Source organism: Streptomyces sp. GD-15H (assembly GCF_045291515.1).
GTDB lineage: Bacteria > Actinomycetota > Actinomycetes > Streptomycetales > Streptomycetaceae > Streptomyces.
The window spans coordinates 304411-329399 of record NZ_CP149447.1; the positions used below are offsets into that span (position 1 = coordinate 304411).

The 24989-nt window shown below is 68.4% G+C and carries 18 protein-coding genes and 5 pseudogenes; 5 read left to right on the forward strand and 18 right to left on the reverse strand.

Annotated features, from left to right (window positions below; genetic code table 11):
- Positions 1-170: 170 nt before the first annotated feature.
- Together WJ438_RS01565 and WJ438_RS01570 are read left to right on the forward strand one after the other, a co-directional pair.
- Positions 171-734, forward strand: a complete 564-nt coding sequence (locus tag WJ438_RS01565; protein ID WP_406723624.1) for a transposase family protein — start codon at positions 171-173, stop codon at positions 732-734.
- Between the two features lie 924 nt (positions 735-1658).
- Positions 1659-2153 carry a DUF1877 family protein gene (locus tag WJ438_RS01570; RefSeq protein WP_406723625.1) on the forward strand — a complete coding sequence of 165 codons (495 nt, stop codon included), beginning with the start codon at positions 1659-1661 and terminating at the stop codon, positions 2151-2153.
- Between the two features lie 79 nt (positions 2154-2232).
- Here WJ438_RS01570 and WJ438_RS01575 read toward each other — a convergent pair whose 3' ends face one another.
- On the reverse strand, positions 2233-2952 hold the full coding sequence (locus WJ438_RS01575; RefSeq protein ID WP_406723626.1) for an IS6 family transposase: 720 nt from the start codon (positions 2950-2952) through the stop codon (positions 2233-2235).
- A 34-nt stretch (positions 2953-2986) separates the two neighbouring features.
- Complete coding sequence (locus WJ438_RS01580) at positions 2987-4168, reverse strand: IS4 family transposase (protein ID WP_406723627.1); 1182 nt, start codon at positions 4166-4168, stop codon at positions 2987-2989.
- Positions 4169-4341: 173 nt separating this feature from the next.
- Between WJ438_RS01580 and WJ438_RS01585 the strand changes: the two are divergent.
- Positions 4342-4839: pseudogene (locus tag WJ438_RS01585) on the forward strand (IS3 family transposase); the annotation flags it as partial.
- Between the two features lie 893 nt (positions 4840-5732).
- Here the strand turns inward: WJ438_RS01585 and WJ438_RS01590 are convergent.
- Positions 5733-5906, reverse strand: coding sequence for a hypothetical protein (locus tag WJ438_RS01590; RefSeq protein ID WP_406723628.1), 174 nt, complete (start codon positions 5904-5906; stop codon positions 5733-5735).
- A gap of 311 nt (positions 5907-6217) precedes the next feature.
- On the opposite strand from WJ438_RS01590, the pseudogene WJ438_RS01595 reads away from it, so the two are divergent.
- Positions 6218-7387: pseudogene (locus WJ438_RS01595) on the forward strand (recombinase family protein); the annotation flags it as partial.
- A 794-nt stretch (positions 7388-8181) separates the two neighbouring features.
- Here the strand turns inward: WJ438_RS01595 and WJ438_RS01600 are convergent.
- The 8 genes and pseudogenes from WJ438_RS01600 to WJ438_RS01635 all read right to left on the reverse strand — a co-directional run bounded on the left by WJ438_RS01600 (position 8182) and on the right by WJ438_RS01635 (position 17212).
- Positions 8182-9162, reverse strand: a complete 981-nt coding sequence (locus tag WJ438_RS01600; protein ID WP_406723629.1) for an IS5 family transposase — start codon at positions 9160-9162, stop codon at positions 8182-8184.
- A gap of 982 nt (positions 9163-10144) precedes the next feature.
- Complete coding sequence (locus WJ438_RS01605) at positions 10145-11374, reverse strand: Dyp-type peroxidase (protein ID WP_406723630.1); 1230 nt, start codon at positions 11372-11374, stop codon at positions 10145-10147.
- Positions 11375-11393: 19 nt separating this feature from the next.
- Positions 11394-12650 carry a hypothetical protein gene (locus WJ438_RS01610; protein WP_406723631.1) on the reverse strand — a complete coding sequence of 419 codons (1257 nt, stop codon included), beginning with the start codon at positions 12648-12650 and terminating at the stop codon, positions 11394-11396.
- A gap of 314 nt (positions 12651-12964) precedes the next feature.
- Positions 12965-13475: pseudogene (locus tag WJ438_RS01615) on the reverse strand (IS5 family transposase); the annotation flags it as partial.
- A gap of 78 nt (positions 13476-13553) precedes the next feature.
- Entirely contained in the window at positions 13554-14312 is a 759-nt protein-coding gene (locus tag WJ438_RS01620) for an IS6 family transposase (protein WP_406723632.1), read from the reverse strand.
- Position 14313: 1 nt separating this feature from the next.
- Complete coding sequence (locus tag WJ438_RS01625; protein WP_406723633.1) at positions 14314-14637, reverse strand: hypothetical protein; 324 nt, start codon at positions 14635-14637, stop codon at positions 14314-14316.
- 572 nt (positions 14638-15209) lie between these two features.
- Positions 15210-15710 (reverse strand): annotated as a pseudogene (locus tag WJ438_RS01630) (IS630 family transposase); the annotation flags it as partial.
- A 239-nt stretch (positions 15711-15949) separates the two neighbouring features.
- Positions 15950-17212, reverse strand: a complete 1263-nt coding sequence (locus tag WJ438_RS01635; RefSeq protein ID WP_406723634.1) for an IS701 family transposase — start codon at positions 17210-17212, stop codon at positions 15950-15952.
- Between the two features lie 114 nt (positions 17213-17326).
- Between WJ438_RS01635 and WJ438_RS01640 the strand changes: the two genes are divergently transcribed.
- Entirely contained in the window at positions 17327-18736 is a 1410-nt protein-coding gene (locus WJ438_RS01640) for an IS4 family transposase (protein WP_406723635.1), read from the forward strand.
- Here the strand turns inward: WJ438_RS01640 and WJ438_RS01645 are convergent.
- The 7 genes and pseudogenes from WJ438_RS01645 to dpgA form a co-directional block, all read right to left on the reverse strand.
- Positions 18736-19041: pseudogene (locus WJ438_RS01645) on the reverse strand (IS6 family transposase); the annotation flags it as partial. The gene WJ438_RS01640 and the pseudogene WJ438_RS01645 sit on opposite strands and share 1 nt — an antisense overlap.
- 144 nt (positions 19042-19185) lie before the next feature.
- Positions 19186-19566, reverse strand: coding sequence for a nuclear transport factor 2 family protein (locus tag WJ438_RS01650; RefSeq protein WP_406723636.1), 381 nt, complete (start codon positions 19564-19566; stop codon positions 19186-19188).
- Positions 19563-20393: a thioesterase II family protein gene (locus WJ438_RS01655; RefSeq protein WP_406723637.1), complete on the reverse strand. Its 831-nt coding sequence runs from the start codon at positions 20391-20393 to the stop codon at positions 19563-19565. Before WJ438_RS01655 ends, WJ438_RS01650 begins: the two co-directional genes overlap by 4 nt.
- Entirely contained in the window at positions 20390-21619 is a 1230-nt protein-coding gene (locus WJ438_RS01660; RefSeq protein WP_406723638.1) for a PLP-dependent aminotransferase family protein, read from the reverse strand. The genes WJ438_RS01655 and WJ438_RS01660 overlap by 4 nt, the downstream gene beginning before the upstream one ends.
- A 57-nt stretch (positions 21620-21676) precedes the next feature.
- The gene (gene dpgC / locus WJ438_RS01665; protein ID WP_406723639.1) at positions 21677-23047 is read right to left on the reverse strand and encodes a (3,5-dihydroxyphenyl)acetyl-CoA 1,2-dioxygenase DpgC; all 1371 of its coding nucleotides are present in this window, start codon (positions 23045-23047) and stop codon (positions 21677-21679) included.
- Positions 23044-23775: an enoyl-CoA-hydratase DpgB gene (gene dpgB, locus WJ438_RS01670; RefSeq protein ID WP_406723640.1), complete on the reverse strand. Its 732-nt coding sequence runs from the start codon at positions 23773-23775 to the stop codon at positions 23044-23046. Before dpgB ends, dpgC begins: the two co-directional genes overlap by 4 nt.
- A 20-nt stretch (positions 23776-23795) precedes the next feature.
- Entirely contained in the window at positions 23796-24920 is a 1125-nt protein-coding gene (dpgA, locus tag WJ438_RS01675; protein WP_406723641.1) for a 3,5-dihydroxyphenylacetyl-CoA synthase DpgA, read from the reverse strand.
- Positions 24921-24989 lie beyond the last annotated feature (69 nt).

Here is a 24989-nt window from a genome sequence, read left to right on the forward strand (position 1 = left end):
GAAAGTTCCCCGCCGGCCGAATATCCAGCGGGGACGCACCGCATCCAGCCCTCATCCACCAGGTTCGAGCTGGCGTGCCTTAAGGAGGCGTAGACGCCGGTTCCTCGCGTACTCCTCTCCGTCTCGCTTGCCGAACCCGCCCCATCTGGCAGTACTGGCACGTCCCGGCTTTGTCAGGGCTGCTTCCCGCCCTCCCCGGCACCTCCCGGGTCAGGCTGCCCTCAGCTTCAACCGTCCTGCTGCGACAGGACGGCGGCGGCGGTCTTTCACCTCCACTCGAACAACAAGCGCCTCACGGCGCACACAGCGGGAAACACAAGACCCACGGGCTGCTCTTCCTCGCGCTCACCGACGATCGGGGGCGTCTGCTGTGGCTGTCCGCGGCCCGCCCGGGACGCTCCTCGGAGATCACCACGGCCCGCTACAACAAGCTCGTCGAGCGCCTGCGGGCCACCGAGCTCGGCGTAATCGGCGACCTCGGCTTCGTCGGCCTGGACGACGATCCGGACGACCCGGTGGTCGTCACCGGTTACAAGGCCGCCCGCACCAAGCCCCTCACCTCGGCGAAGAAGCAGGTCAACAAGCTGATCGCGTCCGTCCGCGCGGTCTGCGAACACGCCTTCGCCCACCTCAAGAACTGGCGCATCCTCACCAAACTGCGCATCTCGCCCCGCTACGCGACCACGCTGCTGCGGGCCCTGCTCGTGCTGACCCGAACCGAAGTCGCCTCCTGACAGACGATCTTGGGGACAGGCAACCGCCCACGACCAGCACGAGTACAAGATCGCTGACTCACACCAGCCCCGACGACCTGCGGATTCGAAGTTGGTGGATCTTCACTGTGGATGCCTCTCAGGACTAGCATCAAGGTTCCCGAGACGGCCCCAGTTTGGAAGATCGCGTAACTGGAATCGGGCTGACCTGGCAAGATGCTGACCTGCGAGTCTCCGGGCGACTCGCCGACGTTCCCCGCTGTTCCCCGCCTATGGCCGTCCGATCGGGCACGCATGGGGCACACGTGGCCTTCCCCCGGCCTTCCCGGCTGCGAGTGCGCCCCCTCTTCCCCATACTGAGCCTGCTCGGCGCTTACGCGGTCGGCGGAGCCTCGCGAGCCCAGTCGAAAGGCATCGGCGCGCCCTGCGGGATCACCCAAGGGTGGGGATACCGAGCGTGACAACTGGTGCAGCGTGCGACGAACGGACCGACCTCGGGGTTTGTGAGAACGCTGTAGTGGCTGGAGGGCCGAGCCGGGAGCATGTGCCCGTTCGCCGTCGTCTCCAAGCCTGGCCACTCCGGCGAGCATTGGCACGGGCGATCTACCGCGAGCGGGTCGCTGTCAGGAGTCTTGGTCGTGGTCTTGAAGAGCTTGGCGAAGTTCTCGCGTATCGACACGGCGGCGCCCCCCCGGTCACTACGCCCGGCCCTCGGGCCCCCAAACAGTAACCGAGGTCGGCGGAGTCTCATGAGTTTGAGATCTGGCCTCATCCTTATCAGGTCGATCACGGGGCATCGGCAACGTCGGCCGACCGGCCGGCGTCCTTGGCTGATCGTCCGTTGTGATTCGGCGTTGGTCGGCGCTGCCCGCACCTGTTGGTGTCAGCCGTTGATGTCGACCGACCGACTCAGCGTTGTCGGTTGCCTCGGCCAGAATGCGCGACATGAGCATCGAGATGCAGCTGCGCGCCATGCCGGAGTCCGAGATCCGAGAGGACTGGGCTTGGCTGGAGGAGTTCATGGGGGCCGCCGGGGACTTCGACCGCTTCCAGGCCGAGCGCCGGGCCGGAATCGCCGAAGTCGTGGAGTACCACTTTCCCGCCCTCCATGAGGTCTACAAAGCGGTGTACACCCTGCGGGGCTCTCCTGACTGGGAACTCCCGGTCTTCGGGGGCAGCCCTGTGCACCACGCCACCTACGACCAGCCGCCGTTTCTGATACTCCGCCCCGCCCAGGTGCGCGAGGTAGCGGACTTCCTGGCTGCGGTCTCCTTCGACGATCTTTGGGACGCGGCCCGGCCGAAGGTCCTGCCTCCCTTCTCCGCCTTCGACGAGGCTGAGGTCAAGGGCTGGTTCCTCACCCACCACACGGACCTGCAGGCCTTCTACACCCGGACCGTCCCCACGGGGCACACCGTCGTCAAGGCCTTCTGGTACTGAACCGGGCGTTGTCACGTTGGTGGGGTGTGGTCGGCTGATGGGGTGTCAGGGTGTGGTGGGGCCGGATGGTAGTTTCGGGTCAGGCCGCGGTGGACATGGCGGCAGCACCAGTGATCTGGTCCCAGATCGCGAAGCGGATGGTCATCTCGGCGCGGTGGTCGGAGGCGGTCATCCGGTGGCGGCGGGGCCGGAAGTGGGGCGAGATGCCGCTGAACGCGGACAGGAACCGCTGGGCCCCGCCGACGGAACGGAAGCCCTTCATGGCGCGTTCGCGCTGCCGGGTGGGCTGGTGGCTGTTCTCGGCCCGGTTGTTCAGGCCCTGGTGGGAGCGGTGCTCGACCGAAGGCATGACCTCGCGGTGGGCCGCGCCGTAGGAGCGCAGTTTGTCGGTGACCACCACCCGCGGCACCGTACGGGTCGTCTTGAGCAGTGTGCGGAAGAAGCGTCTGGCCGCAGCGGTGTCCCTTCGGTTCTGGACGAGGATGTCCAGCACGGCGCCGTCGGCGTCGACCGCCCGCCACAGGTACTTCAACTCGCCATTGATCTTGATGAAGACCTCGTCCAGGTGCCACTTGTCCCCGGGCCGGGGCCGCCGGCGGCGGAGGCCGTTGGCGTAGGCCTGCCCGAACTTGGCGCACCAGCGGCGGACCGTCTCGTGGGAGACGGTCACACCGCGCTCGAGCATCAGCTCTTCGACCTCCCGGAACGACAGCGGGAAGCGGAAGTACAGCCACACGCAGTGGGAGATGATCTCCACCGGGTACCGGTGCCCCTTGTACGACGGTGGCGCGCTGTCCACGGACGATCCCTTCCCGGCATGACCAACCAGAAGATCATCCCACCCGGTCAGTCAACGTGACAGCGCCCTGCGCCGCCCTGGCGCGGGTGATCTGCACCAGCTGGTAGACGATGAGCAGCGCATACAGTTCCTGGGCCACCCCTTGGGGGTCCTTCGAGCGCAGGACCTTCTGGTGGCTGCGGAGGTACGTTTTCAGGTCGGCGAAGGCGATCTCGGCCTCCCAGCGTTCCGCATAGAGCCGGACAATCTGCTCGGCGGGGGCCTGCCCGGGATCGAGCAGGGTGGTGATCAGCCGGTAGGGCTCGGTGCGGGGCTCACCGTGTTCGGGAATGACGGTGACCTCGGCCTCGATGACGCGGATCCGGATGCCCTGGGCCTGGCGGGCCCGCAGCCCCAGCCTGCGTCCGCGCTCACGGGCACTGCGGCGCCAGTCGCCCTTGACCGAGTAGACCGGGCCGGGCAGCACCGACAGGTAGGAGCCGTCCGCAAGCTCGGTGAGCACCGGCAGCTTGCGCCGGGAGGGAGTGCGGAAGATCAGGTGCGCGCCGGTGCGGACGATCTGCGACACCTGGGGAAAGCCGGTGAAATACCGGTCGGCCAGCACCAGCATGCCCCGGCGCACGGCCCCGGTCTGCATGAGCTTGTCCAGCAGCGGCAGTTCGCCGACCGACCACGGCCCCCACACCGCCTCGAGCACGGTCCGTGTCCCGCTGGCGATCAGCGTGAGGACCCGGATCTGCGGATAGCGGCCGGAGCCGAAGCGGCCGCGCGGCGGATCACCGAACGCCTTGCGGTTGGCCGGGGTGTCCGCCACGTCCAGGCGGGTGCCGTCCACCGAGACCTTCAGCAGAGCCAGGTCGCATCCGAAGGCCGACATGCCCGGGGCGCCGGGGTCACTGTGCGGGCCGCGCAGGTGCCGGAACAGGGCCCTGAGCGGGGCCGGGCCGAGCCGACGGCGGGCCTGGACCACGGCCGCGGTGGAAGGGATGTGCAGTATCCCGGCCCGTAACTGCTCCTTGAGCTGCTGGAACAGCATCCGCAGCACCTCGGGGTAGCCGGCGGCCGGGCACAGCCACAGAGCGAGGACGAAGTACAAGGTCACGCGGGCCGGCAGAGCACGCACCCGCTGTTCCCGGCGTCCGCAGTCGGCGATGACCTGATCCACGAGGGCGGGAGACAGCAGCTGCGGCAGGGCTCCCAGACCGAGATCGTCCAAGGGATGAGGGGGACCCGATGGCTTCAGCCTCTCTCGGGCAGCGGGAACGGTGGCAGGATGAGCAGACACGGGAGCCTCGGCACGGACGCGGTCTTCTTGGTCGAAACCCAGTCCTGCCGGGGCTCCTTCGTGCCGTCAATCCCTCGAAAGGGCGGTTAACTTACCGGCGTTGCGATCTGACCTACATCCGCACCTGGTCGGGCTGGGTCTACGTCGCCTTCGTCCTGGACGTGTACTCCCGTCGGATCGTGGGCTGGCAGGTCGCGAATCACATGCGTACGGACCTGCCGCTGGACGCGCTGGAGATGGCGCTGTGGCGGCAGAAGATCAAGAAGGACGCCGGCCTCATCCATCACAGCGACCGCGGGTCGCAATACGTATCTATTCGGTATACGGAGCGTCTTGCCGAGGTCGGCGCCTCGGCGTCGGTCGGCTCCGTCGCGGACTCGTACGATAACGCGATGGCCGAGGCCCTGAACGGCACATTCAAGGCCGAATTGATCGAGCATCAGGGGCCGTGGCGGGGCTTCGACGAGGTCGAGCGGGCCGTCTTCCAGTGGGTCGCGTGGTACAACGGTGAACGACTCCACTCTGCCCTGGGCTACGTCCCGCCCGACGAGTACGAACAGGCGTACTGGGCGCCACCAGGGGAAGCCCCGCAGACCGCTTGATCACACGATCGCGGACTCCACAAAACTCGGGGCAGCTCAAAACTCAGCCGTTCTTACACCGAGGCCGGGCGCGAAGCACGCATTCGTCTCCTCCCGGCCCGCGGCAACCGGGACTGCCCGCGTGCGATCAAGAAGCCGAACCGATGGCCGGTGCTGAGAACCCGGGCCAGACGCAACACGGTGCAGCCCGGCCGCTGGGCCCACAACCCGACCTCGAAACCGAAGAGCACCCGCCGGGCCGGAAGACCAGCCACCAAGGGAACGTAAGCCTTGCGCCGATGCCTTCTGCTTGCCTGATGTCCGTAGGCGCCTCAGAAGGCATCCGCTTTCCGAACGTGATCCATTGGTTCGGCTGGGGTGGGCATGAACTCGCGCCTGCGGCGGGAGAGATGGGGCGTTTGGTCCGCTCGTGTCGCTGGTGGAGGTTGCTCATGCCGTCGGTTCTCGGTCTGCTGGAGGCCCGGGAGAAGAAGGTCCGGGAAGAGGCAGCGCGGCTGCGGGAGGAGGCCGAGCGGATGCAGGCCGCGCTCGGCGAGGCGGAATGTGCGCTGCAGCGGCTGGTGGATGCCCGTGTGACGGTGGCCGAGGTACTGGCCGAGCCATCTGCCGCGGTGGCGGAACCGGTGCGGAAGGCGGTGGCGGGGTCGGTGGTGCCGCACCGGACCGAAGGCATGACGGTGTCGGTCCTGGCGCCGGACTACCAGCGGATTGTGTCGGTGCTGGAGTCGGAAGCGGGCCGCGAGGGCATGCGCTGCCAGCAGCTGGCTGCGGCCCCGGGGCTTCAGGCGGTGCCGGCGAAGGTCGAGGGGCCGCGGCCGAAGTCCCCGGAGGGGCCAACCCCCAGAAACGCCTGGTGGAGCGGGGATGGGCCGTGCAGGTGCGGCCGGGGGTGTTCACCGCGCTCGGGATGCCGACCGGCTGAAGGCAGCCGGTCGGCGCCCGGCCAGACGGCCGCTCATGAGCATGGTCATGGACCACAGCACCATGGCCTCGTGCAGGACGGGCAGCGTCTCGTGGTCACGCACCAGACGACGCGAACGCATCAGCCAGCTCAGCGTTCTCTCCATCGCCCAGTCACACTGCACATATGGACGGTCTGGACAGTGAGCGGGCGCCGATAATCGGTCGTGAGGGCCTGCTGCGGCTGGCCGCGGTGGCCAAGCGGCTGCAGGACCGTGACGAGGGAGATGAGTCGCCATGCGCGACGACAGTGACGTCGGCCCCAGAGAACGATTCCGGCGGTGCCGGACGGGCAGGTGTGGGCAGCACTGCCGGAGGTGAACCGACGGGCGGTGGTGGGGCAGTTGGTGCGGCTGGCGAGCCGCGCGTTGCCGGTTGCAGCAATGGCAAGTGAGCGGGACCGACGATGACCTCGGTGATGCCGTGGGAGCGGCCCGGCAGCAAGATCGACGACCGTCACCTGCAGCGGCTCGCGGTGGTCTATGTCCGCCAGTCCACCCGCCGGCAGCTCGTCGACCACCAGGAGTCGACCCGGTTGCAGTACGCCCTGGCGGACCGGGCGGTCGCGCTCGGCTGGCCGGCGGACCGGATCCTGGTGATCGACGAGGACCTGGGCAGGTCGGCATCGAGTGCGGTCGCCCGCACCGGCTTCCAGCGTCTGGTCACCGAGATCGGGCTGGACCACGTCGGTCTCGTGCTGGGCATCGAGATGTCCCGCCTGGCCCGCTCCGGCAAGGACTGGTACCAGCTGATCGAGCTGTGCGCCCTGTCGGGTGCGGTACTGGCGGACCCCGACGGGGTCTACGACCCGGCCGAGTACAACGACCGGCTGCTGCTGGGGCTCAAGGGCACGATGAGCGAGGCCGAACTGCACCTGATCAAGCAACGGATGTGGAGCGGGCGCCTGAACAAGGCCCGCCGCGGCGAGCTGACCTTCCCCCTGCCCAGCGGCTATGTCCGCCGCCCGTCCGGGGAGGCCGCCCTGGACCCGGACGAACAGGTGCAGACCGTGATCCGCCTGATCTTCGCGCAGTTCGAGCGGCTCGGCACCTTGCACGGCGTGCTGCGCTATCTCGTGGACCACGACATCCAGTTGGGCATCCGGCTGCGGGAGGGGCCGGACAAGGGCACCCTGGAGTGGCGAAGGCCGAACCGGATGACACTGCAGACCCTGCTGCACAATCCCGCCTATGCCGGCATCTACGCCTACGGGCGGCGCCGGGTCGACCCGCGCCGCCAGGACCCGGCCCGGCCGAGCACCGGACGGGTCGTCCGCTCCCGGGACGGATGGCATGTGATGATCCCGAATGCCCTGCCCGCCTACATCACCGTCGCCCGGTTCGAGGCGAACGAGGCGAAACTGGCGGCCAACCGCGCCCGCGCCGAAGCCATGGGCGCGGTGCGAGGCGGCCGGGCGCTCACGGCCGGGCTGGTGCACTGCGGACGCTGCAACCGGCGCATGAGCGTGCGCTACCACACCCAGCACAGCAAGGCACTGCCCGAGTACGTGTGCGCCCGGGACATGACCAACTACGGCGCGCACAAGAGCTGCCAGCTGCTCAACTCCGCCTGCGTGGACGCCTTCGTCGAGCAGCAGGTCCTCGCGGCACTGACGCCCGCCGCCGTCGAGGTGTCCCTGCGCGCGGCCGACCAGGTCCTGGCCGAGCGGGCCGAGCTGGAACGGCTGTGGTCGAGGCGGTTGGAACGCGCCGCGCAGGACGCCGACCGGGCCCGCCGCAGCCACCACCTCGCCGAACCGGAGAACCGCCTGGTCGTGCGCCAGCTGGAGAAGGAGTGGGAGGACGCACTCGCCGCCCAGCAGCGGCTTTGCGAGGAGTACGACCGCTTCACCCGCAGCAGTCCGCGCATCCTCACTTTGGCCGAGCGGCAGACCATCACGGCCCTGGCCGGCGACATCGAGGGTTTGTGGCGCGCGCGCAGCACCACAAGGGCGGACCGCAAGGAGATCGTCCGCGCGGTCGTCGACAAGGTCGTCGTCACCGTGCTCGGCACCAGCGAGCGGGTGAAGGTCACCATCGTCTGGGCCGGCGGGACCACGACGGCGGGAGAGGTCATCCGCCCGGTCCAGCGGTTGGAACAGCTCAGCTGCTACCCGCAACTGACCGATCGGATCCGCGAACTCGCAGGCCAGGGCATAGGAGCCAGCGGAATCGCCGACCGCCTGGAAGCCGAGGGCTTCCGGCCCGCGAAGGGCGGCAAACGGATCTCCGCAGCCACCGTCCGCGACCTCATGCGCCGCCTGGCCTGTCCCGCAGGCCGCGTCCACCGGCACCGCCCCGCACCACCCGGCGAGGAGCCCGGCCCCAACGAGTGGTGGCTGGGGCACCTGGCCGCCGAGCTGGACATGACCACCTCCACTCTCTATGCCTGGATCAACCGCGGCTGGATCACCACCCGCCGGGAAAGCTGCTGGCCCCACCGGCTCATCGCCCACGCCGACCAGCGAGAACTCGCCGAACTCCGCGAACGCCGCACCCGTCCGCCCGGCTGGTACAGCCGCCGCATCTGGACCGAGACCGCCGAGACGGCAGAGCAACAGACTCCATGAGTGCGCTGTGCTTGACAGATCTCGACCACCCAGCGCCTGGGGAGCACCACGAACCCCGCCATGTCGTCGGAGCGCTTGACGATCTCCAGGGTGAGCCGGCACTTCTCGGCCGCCCAGTCGATCAGCCGCCCGGCATAGCCGCCGTCCGCCCACACCAGGCGGATGGAGAAGTACATCTCGCGCAGTCTTGCGAGCAGGGGGACGGCGGCGTCGCGGTCCTGCACATTCGCCGCGGTCACCGCGACAGCCAGGACCAGGCCGAGGCAGTCCACCACCAGGTGCCGCTTGCGGCCGCCCACCTTCTTCCCGCCGTCCCAGCCGGATGTTGAGCGCGGGATGTTCGCCGCTGCCCGCACCGACTGCGAGTCCACGATCGCGGCGGTCGGGTCCACCGCGCGGCCCGCCTTCTCCCGCACGCGGTCGCGCAGCCGGTCGTGGAACTCGGCGAGCAGGCCCGTCACCTGCCAGCGGCGGGCGAAGGCGTGCACCCGCCGGTACGGCGGGAAATCCGCAGGCAGGTTGGCCCACTTGACGCCGTTGTCGACCACGTAGCGCACTGCGTCCGGCATCACGCGGTGGCAATAGCCCTCCGGCCGGCCTCCCCGCCCCCGAAACCACGCCGGAACGGGCAGCAACGGCCGGATGACCTGCCCCTCCGCGTCCGTCAGGTCCGAGCCGTAACACCGCGCACGGTCCGGCCCGTCCGCCGCGTTGCCGAACCTGTGCGCGAGGCAGTCACACGACGGAGACGGCGCGTTGGACTCCACCGGCGCGAGCGCGAAAGGCTGCGGCAACAGGGCCTCCTGGTGCTCGTTGGCTTCGACAACCCCGAGCTACCAAGAGGCCCTGCCTTCATGCGCCGACCCCACCGCGATCACCCGATCAAGACCCTCGTTCGACCAGACCAGCCCGTTGATCGGTAAGCGGATGGCTTCTGAGTTTCTTCGATGGCATTTGAAGACCTTTTGATTCTTCCCTCTCGTGGCTTTCGGCCGAAGGAAAGGATGGAAAGGGGACCGGTCGGAACGCCGACGCGCGGGTTTGTGACGGTGCTCGGAGCTTGGACGACACCGCTGCTTGCGGCGCTGATTGGTCTGACGCGGCGGCGCCCCTGCGGTGGTCAGGAGGACCTGGCGCTTGCGCCGGAACACCGCCGCGGGCACGGGGCCTCTACGCCGGCCTCAACAACGGACGGCTCGACGTCGCCCGGCTGCGTCGTGCTGGCGGGGGATACCGCTACCGAGAGCGGCGGACGGCCAGATCGTGCTGCCGCGGACGTCTCGTCCTGACTGCGGCCAGACGCCAACACCTGCCCTGACCGGTCCCTCCGCTATACCTTCGGCCGGGGCGAGGGCAAGCACCAGATGGTCCCGGGCTGGCCGCACTCGAACGGGCCCTCGCCCGAGGCGGCCTTGTCGCCGGGAGCGACAGGTCTCCCGCCGGCACGGTGACCGGGCAGATGACCCGCCCGTTTCCGGAAGCGCTACGACGGCCTGCCCGAGTGCACAGCCGCGGGCGACGGGACGGTACACGCGGCGGGCTGTCGTGGATCGGCGAGCGTACGTCCGGGTCGACCAGTGGTGCATTCCCGGACCCTGCTGATCCCAGAGAGGGCTGAGCGGCAGGCGCAACCAGCTTGACGTCTCAGTCGCCGGGGGAGCCCTGTCACACGCTCAACGCGTGTTCCGCCGTCGGGGTGGCGAGCAGGGCGACGGAGGTGGCGGGAGCGTGGAGAAACGGGCCAGGGCCGCGTGCGTTGTTCGGTGTAGGCGGGGTTCAGCCGAAGACCTCGGCCCCCGGGTAGGGAGCCGCGTCGCGTACCGGCGGCGCCAGGTAGGTGCCGCCGGCCCGGACGGACAACAGTCGGTCGGCCGGTGTGCCGGGGCCGGCCAGTCCGCCGAAGTTGACGCCGCCCAGCCAGCCGCGTTGGGTGAGGACGCGCAGCACCCGGTCGGGGCCGTCCTGGAAACTGACGAAGTTGAGGCCCACCCGGAAGCCGGGGGCAAGGGCTACCGGCTCGAAGAACTCGTAGCCCTGCCGGAAGACCCGCAGTGAGCCGGGCTGCCCCGGGTCCGCAGCGCCGGTCAGGTTGGCCCGGTGGACGTGGGAGGCGGCCACCACCGGGTCGGCGGTGGGCGGCGGTTGCAGGAACTCCTCGTTGCCCGGCTGGGTAACCTCGGTGGTTCCGGCGACCGGGCAACCCGCGGCCGGCACGGGCTGACCCGCCGCGTCGACGCCGGTCAGCGGGGCTCCGGTGAGCTTGTCCCGGCCGACCAGCAGCTCCTGGGCCGCGCGCGGGAGTGTGTGCCATTGGTCGAGGTCCACGGCGAGCTTTAGGAAGACCAGGTAGGTGCCGCCGACTGTCCAACCGTCCTCGCCTGCGTCGGCCTCCCCGATGGCGACCACGCCCTCCCGGTCCTGGCTGCGCAGGTTGGACACGCCGTCGTGGAAGCCGATCCAGCTGCGCCCGTCCTCCCGCTGGAAACCGGTGTGGACGCCCGCGATCTCCAGGACCGCCGCCCGAGTGCCAGGGTCCCGCCCGTCGCGCAGCAGCTTCCACAGCTCCACGACCGCCCGTGATACGGCGAGTTGGGTGTGGGCGGTGAACTGAAGGCAGAACTCCTCGGTGGCGTCGTTGCGCACGATGTCCGGAGCGTACGGCAATCCGCCGCCGACCAGCAGCGGCCCGCCCCCGGTGGGGCGCGGCGAGCGGAACCGCAGGCGCGGCCCGAGGCCCGCCGGGCACGGCACCTTGGCGCCAGGGATCTCGAACGCCTTGGGGCCGAAGCCGAGCAGAAACTCCAGATCGCCGGCGGCCACGGGGTGGCCGGGCAGTTCGGCAAGCCGGCCCTCGGCGAGCTCGCGCAGCATGGCGGTCACCGCACGCAGCGCGCCGTCCACGGCCCGGGCGTCGGCCGCGGGGTCCGCGCGCAGGAACACCAGCCCGAAGTGGGCGGGCGGGCGGCGGCCGGGAGCATGGTAGATACCGGGCTGCAGGGTGCTCACCGCCGTGCCCATCCCCTGTTCACCGCCCACCGCGCGGGCCGGCGACCGGTGTACCGGGGCCATGCGCGGCCTCGAATGCCTCCTTAAGCGGCCCCACCACGTCCTGGCACACACTCGCGTCCCGGCAACGAATCGGAGCGTCCGGGTCGGGCAGCTCCACGAAGTCCTGCGGCGGTACGGTCCGCGCAGGGCCCAGGGCTACGACCGGGCCCACCTGCACCTGGCGGGTGACCTGGTAGCCGCCGGTGACCGGCTCCTCCGTGTCGCCCTCCACCACAGTGATCTCGTCCAGGAAGTGCGGGTCCTCATCCCGCGGTCCGAACTCCAGTCGCTGGTGCAGGCCCTGCGTGCCCCGGCTCAGCCGGATCCACGGGTCGGGCACCGGGGCACCCTCGAACAGGAACACCTCGGAGGTGAAGTGGTGGATGTACATGCCCAGCGGATCCGCGAAGGACACGGTGCGCCCCTGGAAGGCGGCACTGGCGGCGGCCAGCGCGGCGGCGGGGTCGGCGTGGCGGCAGGCGAGAGCGGCGAGGCCGGGTTGCTGGCTGAAGATCTGGTCACGTCCGGCCGGTTCCAGCGCACCCGCGGCGGTCCGCCGGGCGTAGGGCCTGGCGCCGAACATGACGATGTACAGCAGGTCGTCGAGGCCGTTGATGGGGTGGGCCATGAACAGCGCGTTCACCGCGTTGAGGGAACCGACTGGGGCATGCGGGACCCCCGCCTCGACGAGGTCCGCGTGGGATCCGTGGCCGGTCAGCTGGCGGGCGAACGCCACCCGGCGCGCGGTGGGGCTGAGCCGCCCGGGGTCGGCGACTGCGGGGCCGTACAGCTCCTGCCAGCGCGGCTGGGAGCCGAGCACGCCGGTCACGATCGAGCGCAGCAGCTCGGGGTCGTGCTCGGCCAGCGTCAGGTAGTACTCGGGCAGTTCGGTGGTGACCTGCACCCGCTTGGGGCGCAGCCGGCCCTCGCTGTCGGTGGCGGTGACCACCGCGTACTCGCAGTACTCGTTGTGCAGCGCGCGCCGCCCGCGCACTCCCCAGTCGGAGAGTTCGCGGGCGGTGGTCTTGTCGAAGCAGAACCCCGGCTCGGCCGGGTTGCCGAACCAGGTGACCGGAACGCGCTGCGCGGTGGCCGGGTTCTCGGGTTCGAGGGTGAAGTACTTGCTGCCCTGCTGGGCCTCCAGCCGCTGGAACTGGGCGTCGATCGCCTTGTTCCATCGGTCGAGCAGTGCGGCGGGCAGGTCGTCGACCAGCCCGGGGGCGGAGAAGGGCATTCGGCACCTCTCGAAAGTGTGACGGCAGAGCATATGACATCACTCAACGTAGTCACGCATCGTGCGAGGCGCCCGGTGTCCGCGTCCATCCGGGTACCTCAGCCCGGAATGCCCACCGTGTCGCCGGGGCGGCCCGGTGGGCATGGATCGGCGGCGCGGCGGAGCTGACCGGCGAGGGGTGGCCGGATGGGCTGGAACTGGCAGAGCGTGAGCGTGACACCAATCGAATGTGTCCCTGTTTGTCCGTTTCTTGGAGCCCGTAGGCGCCCCCCAGGCCGGATTCGAGGGCGGAGCGTGACACATAGGACCGTGTCCTATGTGGTGAGCTTGAGGAGTAGTTTGTAGCAGCAGAGGGCGGCGGCGAGTCCGAGAAAGGCCAGGTAGTTGCGGGGGTGGCGTTCGTAGCGGTGGTTGAGCCGGCGGTAGCCGGTCAGCCAGGAGATGGTCCGCTCGATCACCCACCGTCGGCGGCCGAGGCGTTCTCTGGACTCGATGCCCTTGCGGGCGATGCGTACGCCGATGCGCTTGCCTCGCACCCATTTCCGCAGCTCGGGTACGTCGTAAGCCTTGTCGGCGTGAAGACGCCGGGGTTTGAAGTACCGGCCATTGTGCGGGTCGTGTCTCGTTAGGTGCCCCAACAGCACGGGCTTCAGGGTCTGGCTGTCGTGGACGTTGGCGGCGGAGAGGCCGACGAGAAGGGGCAGTCCGTTCGCGTCCGACAGGACGTGCATCTTGGAACCCGGCTTGCCCCGGTCCACGGGGCTCGGACCCGTGTGTGCACCCCTTTTTAGCGCGGACGGGCGCGGAGTCGAGCACGGCCCGGGACGGCGTTGTCACGTTGTCGAGGGTGTTGGTGCTTGGCGGGGCGTCGGGACGTGCTGGGGCCGGGTTCCGGCTCCGCGCTCAGGCCGTGGCGGGCAGACCGGCGGTGCCGGTGATCTGCTTCCAGATCGCGAAGCGGACGGTCATCTCGGCGCGGTATCCGGGGGCGGTCATCAGGTGGCGGTGAGGGCGGAAGTGCGGTGAGATGCCGCGGAACGCGGCCAGGAACCGCTGGGCTCCGCCGACGGAGCGGAAGCCCTTCATGGCTCGTTCGCGCTGCCGGGTGGGCTGATGACTGTTCTCCGCCCGGTTGTTGAGGTACTTCGACTGCCGGTGCTCGACGGAGGGCATGATCTCGCGGTGCGCCGCACTGTAGGAACGGAGCTTGTCGGTGACGACCACCCGCGGCACGGCCCCGATTCCTTTGAGGAGCCGACGGAAGAAGCGCCGGGCCGCGGCCTTGTCCCGCCGGTTCTGGACGAGGATGTCCAGGACGTTGCCGTTCTGATCGACGGCCCGCCACAGGTACGTCAGCTCTCCGTTGATCTTCACGAAGACCTCGTCCAGGTGCCACTTATCACCGGGCCGGGGCCGGCGTCGGCGCAGCGCGTTGGCGTAGGCCTGGCCGAACTTCAGGCACCACCGCCGGACGGTTTCGTAGGAGACGAGCACGCCGCGCTCGAGCATCAGTTCCTCGACCTCGCGGAACGACAGCGGGAACCGGTGGTACAGCCACACGCAGTGGGAGATGATCTCGACGGGGTACCGGTGCCCCGGGTGCGACGGCGGCACGGACGACACGAGCGAACCCCTCCCCGGCACGACCAACTCCAAGATCATCTCAGGCAGGTCCGCTAACGTGACAACGCCCCATCGCCACCACCGTCTGCGCGATTCTGTCCGCAACCGTGGGCACGCCGAGGACCCTGACCCCACGCCCTCCCGGCTTGTCGATCTCCACCATCCGCACCGGCGGCGGGAAGTAACAGCCCGACGACATGCGATTCCACAGCTTGTAGAGGTTGCCCCGCAGGTCAGCCTCGAACTGCTCGATCGACTCGCCGTCGACGCCCGCCGCGCCCTTGTTGGCCTTGACCTTCAAGTACGCCTCGAACACCAGGTGTTTCGAGATCTCGAACGACTTCGGTCCACTCGTCCGGCTCATCCCGGGCACTCCGGTTGACCGCCATGCAGACCCGGACGACCCGTCCCCTTCGCTTCGCCCGCATTACCGGACCTCAGCGCTACTACGAGACGGTCCGCCCCCGTGCCCCGCATCGGTACTCGGCCCCTCGCGGCTTTGTCCGCTTGGGGTACTCCCTCTCGACCCCGGCCCACCAGGCCGGCGTCAGTATCGGGGCGACAGGTTCCCACGTTCCGTGCAAGAGCCCGGGCCAGGCTCGCGCCGCCTCCATGCCGGACGCCGTCCGGGCAGTCGGCAGGCTCCCCCGGACTCGTCCCGGAGCCCAGATCATGCCCCGGTTTCGACGCCACTGAGAAAGATTACGACACGTCATCAGCGGTTCGCTCACGCTCGCCTTCCCGACCCACACCTGACGCGATCACTGCCGCGCCTTTTCCGCAGCGCTCACCACGACCGGTACTTAACCGACGCAGCCTGCGGTGGTTTGGGGCCTCCCCCTGCAGGGCGACCCCGGAGGATCTACCTCCATCTCCTGCACAGCACCGCTTCCAGAAGCAGCTACATCAACGCCTCCTTCAGCGTTCGTGGCACACGATCTGGGACTTCTCGTCCACACACAGCACCACCGCGCCCTCGGGTGGGTTGTGGTACAGGCCGACCACGTCGTAGACCTTCTCCACGAACAGCGGGTCCGTGGACAGCTTGAACGTATCGGTCAGATGCGGCTTGAGCTGGAACTTCCGCCAGATCCGGCCGACGGTGGACTTCGACAGACCACTGTGGGCCGCCATCGATTTGCGCGACCAGTGGGTGGCGTTCTTCGGGATCTGCTCCAAAGTGGTGACCACGACCGCCTCCACCTGGTCAACGCTGATGGTGGGCGGCAGGCCCGGCCGCGGCTCGTCGACCAGGCCGTCCAGCCGCTCCGCCAGGAACCGACGCCGCCACTTGCGGACGGTGTCGGCGGCCACCCGCAGATCCCGGGCGACCGCGACGATCGGCGGCACCTCCGGGCCTGCGCACGCCAGCACGATCCGCGCGCGCAGGGCCAGCGCCTGGGCCGAGGTTGCCCGCCGCGTCCACCGCTCCAGCATCGCCCGCTCGTCAGCGGACAGCAGCAGCGGTTCCAGCTTTGGGCCCCGACGAGGGACTGATGCACCAGCAGCAGAAGTCACGCAACTACTAACGATCAACTATTGGCGCAGGACACTAGTAGGGCTTTGTTAGGTCCTGTGGTGGGGTTCGGGGGTCGGTACAGGCCGGCCGCATATCGAGCAGGCGCCGGCCCAGGTGGCCAGGAGGGCCTGGAGTGCGCGGAGGACCGCGTACAGGGTCAGGCCGGCGCAGGGACTTTTGGGTCGAGTCGCAGCAGGGTGCAGAACGCCTGCGCCAGTGCGGCGAGGGTGACATGCCGGTGCCAGCCGTGGAAGCTGCGGCCCTCGAAGTGGTCCAGGCCCAGGCCGTCCTTGAGCTCGCGGTAGTCGTGCTCAACTCTCCAGCGGATCTTGGCGATCCGCACCAGCTCACGCAGCGGGGTGTCGGCAGGCAGGGTGGACAGCCAGTAGTCGGTGGGCTCGGCGGAGCCCGGTGGCCACTCGGCCAGCAGCCAGCACTCGGGCAGGGAGCCGTCGGCGAAGCGGCGGATGGTGCGGTTGGCGGGGCGGACCCGCAGCGCCAGGAAGCGCGAGCGCATCTCGGCGCGGGGGTTGTGCTTGCCGACCCTGCTGCCCTGGCGCCAGGTCACCGTCCGCACCACCGACCTTCCTGCATCCAGGGCGAGTTGGCGCAAGGTGGTGTGCGGCTGGGGGTAGGTCGGGACGGGTGGGCGACCCCGACCGGAGTACGGCGGGCGCTCGGGGACCGCGTCACCCGGGTAAGCGGTGGTGGTGCCCTTGACCGCCACGGCGTAGGCCAGGCCGCGCTCGGTCAGCCCCTCGCGAAAGCCGGTGGCATCCCCGTATCCCGCGTCGGCGACGACCGGCAGGTCCGGCAGTTCCCAGTCCCCGCGCACTTCGTCGAGCATGTCCAGGGCCAGGCGCCACTTCTCCCGGTGCCGCTCGGCCTCGGGGATGCCGGCCCTGGCACGTCGGTGCCGGATCGCCTCCGCCAGCAGCACATCGCCGGCGTGCTGGGCGTCGTCCCAGCTCTCGGGCAGGAACAGGCGCCAGTCGACGGCCGCCGAGGCGCGGTCGGACACCAGGTTGACGCTCACGCCGATCTGGCAGTTGCCGCGCTTGCCCAGCGCGCCGCAGTACATCCGGGCCACCCCCGGGGAGTCGTAGCCGTCCTTGGGGAAGCCCACGTCGTCGATGGCGTACGCCTCCGGCGAGATGTGGGCGGCGGCCCAACGGGCCAGCCGCTCACGGACCGTGGTCCAGTCCCAGGTGGAGGAGGACACGAACTGCTGGAGTTGCTGGTGGTCCACGCCCAGGCGTTCGGCCATCGGCTGCATCGACTTGCGCTTGCCGTCCAGCATCAGCCCACGCAGGTACAGCTCGCCCTTGGCCCGCTGGTCCCGACGCGGCAGCGAATCCAGCATCTGGGCCGCGAACGCCTCCAGACGCGGGCGGACCTCGTCCATCTCCTCAGGTGTCACACCCAACACCGTTGCGTTTGAGTCTTGAGTCGCAGGTCAAGCCCTGATGAATGGCGCAACGGGACGTCCTGATAGATCAGCTTGTGTCGAGCAAGAAGATCATCGGGAGTCCCGTTGCAGGAGAAGTCTGTCATCACGCGCACGGTCGAGGCGGCCGGGGGCGTGTACGCGCCCGGCCACTTGGGCGAGTTGACCCAGATCGTGGACTTCGTACTGGTGGACACGGTGATCGAGGAGACCGGGTCACGTGAGAAGCGGCTGCGGCTGCTGCCGTCCCGGGTCGTGGTCTACTTCGTCCTCGCTCTGGCCCTGTTCGAGGACTGTTCCTATCGGAGCGTGTGGGGCAAGCTGACGGCGGGGCTGGAGGGACTGCCGCTGGTACGTCCGGCGGTCTCCTCGCTGTCCAGGGCCCGACGGCGCATAGGAGCGGCACCGCTGCGGCGGCTGTTCGAGATCCTCGCCGGACCCGTCGCCCACCTCGGGCAGGCCGGTTCGTTCTATCGAGGGCTTCGGACCGTGGCCGTGGACGGCACTTTGCTGCACGTGCCCGATGAGGAGGCGCTCACCTGGCACTATCCCAAGCGAGCGGGCGAGAGCGTGGAGTTCGGCTACCCGCTGCTACGGCTCGTGGTCCTGGTCGAGTGTGGCACCCGTGCCGTGTTGGCTGCCGCGTTCGGCCCCGAGAGCGACGGCGAACTCACCTACGCGGGACGCCTGTTGAGTGTGCTGGACCGCACGATGCTCCTGCTGGCCGATGCCGGCTTCGATGGAGCCGAGTTCGCCCGGGACGTCCAGGCCACCGGCGCCCAGTTCCTGGTGCGCTCCTCCGCCCGCCGGATACCCACCCCTTTCCGGCACCTGGGCGACGGCTCCTACCTGGCCCGGATCGGCTACGGCGTCCTGTCTGTTCTGCTGCCCGTCCGCGTCATCGAGGCGTCCATCACCGTAACCCTGGGCGATGGCACCGTCCGCACCGAACAGTGGCGCCTGCTCACCAGCCTCCTCGACCCGACCGTCCACCCGGCCGCCAGGCTCGTGGATCTCTACCACGAGCGGTGGCAGTCGGAGACGACGTACTTCTCGATCAAGGCGACCATGCTGGACGGCCGTGTCCTGCGCTCCCGCAGCCTGACCGGCCTCGACCAGGAGGTCTACGCCCTGCTCACCACCTACCAGGCCTTGATCCGCGCCGCCGCCGACACCGCCTGCACCCGGGCCGGCCTGGACATGGACCGCATCAGCTTCACCGTCCTGCAGACCACCGCCGCCGACACCGTCACCACCGCGACCGCAATCCTGCCCCCGACGGGACCCGCCGACCTCGTCGGCACCATCGGCCGGGCCGTCCTCGACGCCCTGCACCCCGCCCGCCACCGGCACCGCGTCAAGGCCCGCACCCGCAAGAACCCCACCAGCAAGTACGGCCCGAACGCCGGAAAACACCCCACGACCAGCCAGAACTACACCGTCCACAGCACCGTCACATTCTTCGAGCACGGACTCTCGAACCGCTCAAAGACATAAACGCAACGGTGTTGGTATTTCTGCTCACCGTTGATCTTGATGAAGACCTCGTCCAGATGCCACTTGTCGCCGGGCCGGGGCCGCCGGCGGCGCAGCGCATCGGCGTAGGCCTGCCCGAACTTCGCGCACCAGCGCCGGACGGTCTCGTACGAGACGAGCACGCCGCGCTCCAGCATCAGCTCCTCGACCTCACGGAAGCCGAGCGGGAAGCGGAAGGACCACCACACGCAGTGCGAGATCACCTCGACCGGGTACCGATGCCCCCCTGTACGACGGCGCACTGTCCACGGGCGGTCCCCCTCCATCGTGACCAACCCGAAGATCATCCCACCCGGTCAGCCAACGTGACAGCACCCCCTGGAGCGTCAACGCTGAAAACGCTCAGTACGTGTCCATGGCTGCAGCACGGTCACGATGACCCGTGTCGGGATGCCTACGTACAGGCTCGGTCAGACCATCGGGGTGAAGAAGAAGGTGTCCCTGCGGCGGAAGGCGTTCGCCTCGGAGAAGCTGAAGAAGTCCGCGAACCGCAGTTCCACCGCACGCCCGTCGCGCAGGCGCCCGGCGAAACTGCCCTGGACGGCGACGTCATCGCCCTGCTGAACGAGCAGGGACACGGTGTGCCGTCCTTCCTCGATGACGCGTCCCTCCCTGTAGAACCGCTCCAACCCCGCATGGCCGACCAGCGGCTGGTACCCGGGCCGGTGGTAGACGGCATCCCTGTCGAACAGCTTCACCAGGCCGGACACATCGCCCGCGTCCACAAGCTCGTAGTACCGGCGTACCCGGTCTTCCTTGATGCTCGGTGACGTCACACTGACCTCGTTCATGTGCGCGTACCCCCTGTCAGCCTGCCCGTGCGCGGCAAGCTGGTACGCAGGGCGTCCATGACCTCGTCGAACCGCGAATGCAGATAGAAGTGACCGCCCGGGAACACCTTTACCACGAGCTCCTCGGACGTCAGGTCGCCCCAGGCTCGCAGACCGTTCTCCGGTACCTCGGGGTCGCTGTCGCCGCCGAGTGTGGTGATCGGGAAGGGAAGCGGAGGGCGTTCCCGGTACCGGTAGGTCTCGCAGACCTTGTAGTCCGCCCTGATTACGGGGAGCAGAAGCTCTATCAGCTCCGGGTGTTCCAGCACCGCCCCGTTCGTCCCCTGCAGGGCGGTGATGTGCGCGACCAGTTCCGTGTCGGGAAGCTCGTGCGGCACAGGGCGTCCGGGCCTGCGTGGGAGGTGGGGGGCCGAGTACCCGGAGACGAAGAGGTGCGCGGGAGGCCAGCCCCTGCGCACCAGCTCATGGGCGAGTTCATAGGACAGCAGCGCGCCCATGCTGTGCCCGAAGAGTGCGAACGGCCTGGGCGAGCGGCTTCCGGCCGGTCCCCTCCCCTGCGATCCGCCCGGGGTGTCGAGGCGCGCGAGCAGCGGCTCCACGAGGGCCTCGACCACCTCCTCGGCCGAGGCGGCGGGCGGTTCCGTGAACCGTCCGTCTCGCCCGGGGAGTTGAGGGGCGAGCACCTCGGCCGAGGGACCGAGCCCCGACTGCCAGTCCCGGTACGTCGCCGCACCCGAGCCGGCGTGGGGCAGGCAGACCAGTTGGGTGACCGCGTCCGGCACCGAGGGCTGATTCACGAACCAGCGTCCCGTGCTTGAATTGCTCACGATGAACAGCCTTCCGTCAGGAGGGCGGCCAGCCGCCGCACCCCTTCCTCGATCTGCTCAGGCTCGAGGTAGCTGCACGAGAGCCGCAGTTGGAAATCTCCCGCGTCATCGAGGTGGAAGTGCCTCATCGGAGTCCACAGGACGCCGTATTTCACGGCTGATTTCTCCAGCAGTTCAGTGTCCGCGGGGACGGGTGACTGAACACGCACGAAGAACCCACCCAGAGGGCGGTTCCACCGAATTCCTGGACCGGCGCCATCACCCAGGTGCCGGTCCAACGCGTCCGTCAGACAGCTCAGATTGCGTTGGTAGATCTCGGCTCTGCGGCGACTCAACTCGAGCACGGAACCGCCGTGCTCCAGCAGCATTCCGCCGATCACCGCCTGGCACAGTGGGGACGTGTTGACGGTGACCATGCTCTTCACGGCGGCCAACTCGTCCGCGAGCAGCCCGGCACCGCCCGGTGAGCCGACCTGCTGGTCAGCGATCACAAAGCCGACCCTGGCTCCCGGAAAGGCGACCTTGGCGAACGTCCCGATATGAATGACTCGACGGCCGGCGTCCAGCGCCTTCAGCAGGGGGAGCTCGGATCCGGACGCCGCCGTGAACCCGTACGCGTTGTCCTCGACGATCAGGAAGTCCTCGCGGTCCGCGAGGTCAAGAAGTCGGGTGCGACAGGCGAGCGACATACGGGCGCCACCGGGATTGGAAAAGTCCGGCGCCACGTACAGCGCTCGAATGGGGCGGCCCCTTGCGCGAGAGGCGCGACACGCCTCCTCAAGGGCGTCGCAGTCGATTCCGAGGTCCGTCTCACCCACCGGAAGAACGTCCAGGTCGAGGAGTCGAGCCGCCCCGCGGATACCCACGTAGCACGGGTTGGCCACCGCGAGCACGCTGTCGTCCGGCCGGAACAGCGTGCGGAGGACCAGCAACATCGCTTCCTGCGCACCGACGGTGACGACGAGAGCGTTCGGAGTCGCATCGATCCCGTAGTCCCGACGCAGGGCGTCGCTGACCAGGTCGTTGATGATCCCTCGGCTCGGCCCGTACTCGAGAAGCCGTCGGCGGGCCTGCTCGGGACTCCTGCCCTCGTGGACCAGATGATCAAGAAATCTGTCCACGTACCGCTGTGTGTCGACACCCTCCAGCGTTTGTGGATGCGGAGCGCCGGGCGCAAAGGATATGGCCTCCGGGAATCGGCTCATCACTTCGTTGAGAAAGTCCATGGAACCGAGAAGAGGATCTTGCAGCGAGCCGTGCAGCGAAGAAGGAGCAAGTCTCATCTACTTGAGCCCTCCCTCTTTGGAGCGGGAACGCTGCCACCGTCTCTCGACCTTGGCCAGAACATCATCGCTGTACGCTCTCACCACCTGAGTGACAGCGAATTCGGCCATGTACTCCCGGAACTGGTCCAGTGGTTCTTCGGCCAGATTCAGCATGCGCCTGTTGGCTGCCACCGCCGGAGCACTCAACTCGCGGATAGCAAGTTCGATGGCCTCCTCCATGTCCGGGGCGGGCACGATGTCATCGCACAGCAGGCGGGCCTCCGGGTCGGTCATCCGTACACGGCGACCGCCGAGGATCACTTGACGGGCGTGTCTGGCCCCGGTCAGCCGGGTCAACCGAAGATTACCCAGTCCCGGCACGATTCCTTCCTCCGCGGCCGGCAGACTGAAGTACGCGCCCTCTTCGGTGATCACGCGGTCCATCACCAGGAGGAGTTGCATTCCGCCACCGATGGCGAACGCGTCGACTGCGCCGATCCATGGCTTCTGAGTCGCACGGTCGGACCACATGTGACCCGACGGATTCACCAAGAGGCCGCGGAACATCTTGTTGATGTATCCCAATTCACGACCCATCAGGAATTCCACGAAAGAAATGGCGCCGTTACGCAGGTCCTTCAGGTTGATGCCGGCGCTGAAGACCCGTCGCCCCTCATAACGAGGGTGGTCCACCTCCCCACCGCGCAGCAGACCGACCCGGACCTGGTCGTCCAGGAGGACCAGGTCGACCGCCGTCTCCATGTCGGCGATCAGCTGATTGTCCTCGGCGTTGAGGCAGTGCGCGTTACGGAAGGTCACATGCGCCGCGGATCCGTGCCGCTCCACCAGCAACGATGCCAGCTCGACCCGGCCTGCCGCCCTGAACTCGTCCAGCAGTTCCAGCGAGCGCGGGGTGGGCAGCAGCATCGCTTCGATGAGGTGGGTCCCCGCCGCCCTCGAATGCAGGACGGCGCCGCAGAAGATGCCCTGGTCCATCTCGCGGCCGTCCCGCTCCGCCTGGATGCGCGCATATTCCGATTCCATCTGCGCTCGGGTCGGGACCAGGCCAGGGAAGCGGTCTGCCGCGGCGTGGACCAGTTCCGGAAGCCGCAGGTACCGGGAACGGCCTGCGGTCAGAGCGTCGTAGACGGCCTCGGTATGCCGGGCCAGGAAGCTGCGGCGTGCGTCCCTGGATGCCCCGAAGACCGCGTCCGCCAAGCTCTGCTGGGAGGCGTCGCGGTCCTGCTTGGGCGGTAGCTGGCTCAGCAGCGCCTCGCAGGTGGCCGCGTACTCGGCCAGAGCGGCCGCATCACCCTCGAGATCGCCGATGAACTCCGGTGAGTGAGTCGGCCATGCCGACGCCGTGTCAGGTGCGTGTGTGGAGGTCATGCCGTCGCCTTCCCCGTCAGCTCGGACGCGGCAGCCTCTCGGCCGAAGCGCAGCCTCCGCAATTCCCTGTCGCAGGCCGCGAGGTGCGCACCCAGCGCTTCGTCATACTCGGTGGTCACGGCTTCCAGCAGCAACTGACGACGGACCGCCGCTTCCCGGCCGGACATACGTTCCAGGAGGACCGTCCCCGCGCGTACGGCCGCCGGGACATCGCCGCACACCTCGTCGACGAGGCCCAGTTCGGAGGCCTGGCGGAGAGATATTCCGGTACCCCGCATGAAGACCTGCCGCGCCCGTGCCAGTCCGAGGTGCTGCACCAGCCGGTAGAGCAGCATGCCGGGCCAGACGTGACCGTCGTTGACCGGCAGTGTCAGCTGGAGATCGGGAGCGCCGATGCGGAAGTCGGCGGCAAGCAGCAACTCCAGGGCGGGACCGCCGCAGTTGCCGTGGGCCACGGCGATGTTCAGCGCGTCCAGGCGTTCCAGCCGGCGTACCGCCCGCTCCCATCGGGTCACTGCCTGGATGTTCACCTCACCCGGCCACTCACGGCGGTCCACCGGCGTGGCGCCGAGTTCGAGGATCACCGCGCCCTTCTCCGGGCGGCCCTCGGCCCGGTCACAGGCCGAATTCACCAGGACCGTCAGCTCCGCCAGCGGTCGCGCCGCGTCGACCTTCACCATCAGGTCGAGCCCGTCCGGGGTTTCAGTGAAGTTCGAGTCGGAATGCATGTCAGTAGGTCTACCTTTCATTACCAGCCCGCCAAGGCCATTTCGATGGTGGATCCGGGACCCATGGTCATGAATACGCCGAACTTGCCCGGAGCGACGCGACCTTCAGAGGTCAACCGTTCGTACGAGAAAAGGAAAGAACCGCTCGACAGGTTTCCGTGGTCTCGGAGCACGCCTGTCGTGTGACGCACATCGTTGCGCGTCAGGCCAAGGTTTACGCGAACCGAGTCGACCACTTTCTTCCCACCGGCATGCACCACCCAGTGGGATATGTCGGAACGCCGCAGACCGGTTCCCTCAACGAGTCGCTCGAAGGCGACCTCGGCATGCGATCCCACCAGATAAGGGACTTCGGGATCGAGATAGAAGCTGTATTTCCCATGCGAATCGTCCCACTCGTAGCGCATCGCGTCAATCGCTTCCGGGATGATGCAACTGGAGAACCGCAGCAACGCCGGCCCGGTAGCAGAATCCTCCTCATGTGCATTCTCGGACGCGCGCACCGCGACGGAGGCCGATCCGTCGCCGAAAAGACTGTTGACCACCGACGTCCGCATCGTCCCGTCGAACACGTACGCAGCCGAACAGACTTCGACGCACACCATGACCGCCAACTCACCGGGGTGTGCGGCCGCCCAATGAGCCACCGCCGTCAGCGCGTTCAGACCGGCGTTGCAGCCCATTCCCACCACGTCCAGGCGTGAGCAGTGCCGATCGATCCCCAATTCCTTGATGAGAAGCGCGGAAAACCCCGGCGTGAGCAGGCCGGTGGACGTCACAACACACAGGTAACGCACGTCGGCCAGTTCCGCGTTCGTGTTCTTCAGGCAGGCTTCGACCGCCTCGCGCCCCATGGACAGACCGTGGGAACACTGTTTACGCAGTAGGTCTCCCTGGGTCTCCGTGCCCCTCGTCCCGTCCGGCAACAGCGGTGGAAGCGTAAGTCCGCGACGTTCGATCGCGCTGTTCAGGAAAACCGAGCGCACACGCGGATCGGTGATATTGAATTCATCCAGCAGCGCCTGCTGAGTGTATGAAGTTTTCGGAACCGAAGTACCCACGCCAACAATTTTGGGGGACGTCACATCTACTCTCCAGACATCTGAACGAATGTACGCGTGCTTTACCGGTGGCAGGCACGTCATGCGACCCCGGCGAAACCGGGCCCTTCGGCCCGGGTCCGCGGACCTCTCGTGCCTCGGCCGGCACGCACA

Excerpts from the sequence above, each read along its gene's own strand:
- WJ438_RS01650 (WP_406723636.1), bottom strand. The coding sequence starts at position 19,566 with ATGAACGAGGTCAGTGTGACGTCACCGAGCATCAAGGAAGACCGGGTA.
- WJ438_RS01620 (WP_406723632.1), bottom strand. The coding sequence starts at position 14,312 with ATGATCTTGGAGTTGGTCGTGCCGGGGAGGGGTTCGCTCGTGTCGTCC.
- dpgC (WP_406723639.1), bottom strand. The coding sequence starts at position 23,047 with ATGACCTCCACACACGCACCTGACACGGCGTCGGCATGGCCGACTCAC.
- WJ438_RS01590 (WP_406723628.1), bottom strand. The coding sequence starts at position 5,906 with ATGGAGAGAACGCTGAGCTGGCTGATGCGTTCGCGTCGTCTGGTGCGT.
- WJ438_RS01570 (WP_406723625.1), top strand. The coding sequence starts at position 1,659 with ATGAGCATCGAGATGCAGCTGCGCGCCATGCCGGAGTCCGAGATCCGA.
- WJ438_RS01610 (WP_406723631.1), bottom strand. The coding sequence starts at position 12,650 with ATGCCCTTCTCCGCCCCCGGGCTGGTCGACGACCTGCCCGCCGCACTG.
- WJ438_RS01660 (WP_406723638.1), bottom strand. The coding sequence starts at position 21,619 with ATGGACTTTCTCAACGAAGTGATGAGCCGATTCCCGGAGGCCATATCC.
- WJ438_RS01625 (WP_406723633.1), bottom strand. The coding sequence starts at position 14,637 with ATGAGCCGGACGAGTGGACCGAAGTCGTTCGAGATCTCGAAACACCTG.
- dpgA (WP_406723641.1), bottom strand. The coding sequence starts at position 24,920 with ATGACGTGCCTGCCACCGGTAAAGCACGCGTACATTCGTTCAGATGTC.
- dpgB (WP_406723640.1), bottom strand. The coding sequence starts at position 23,775 with ATGCATTCCGACTCGAACTTCACTGAAACCCCGGACGGGCTCGACCTG.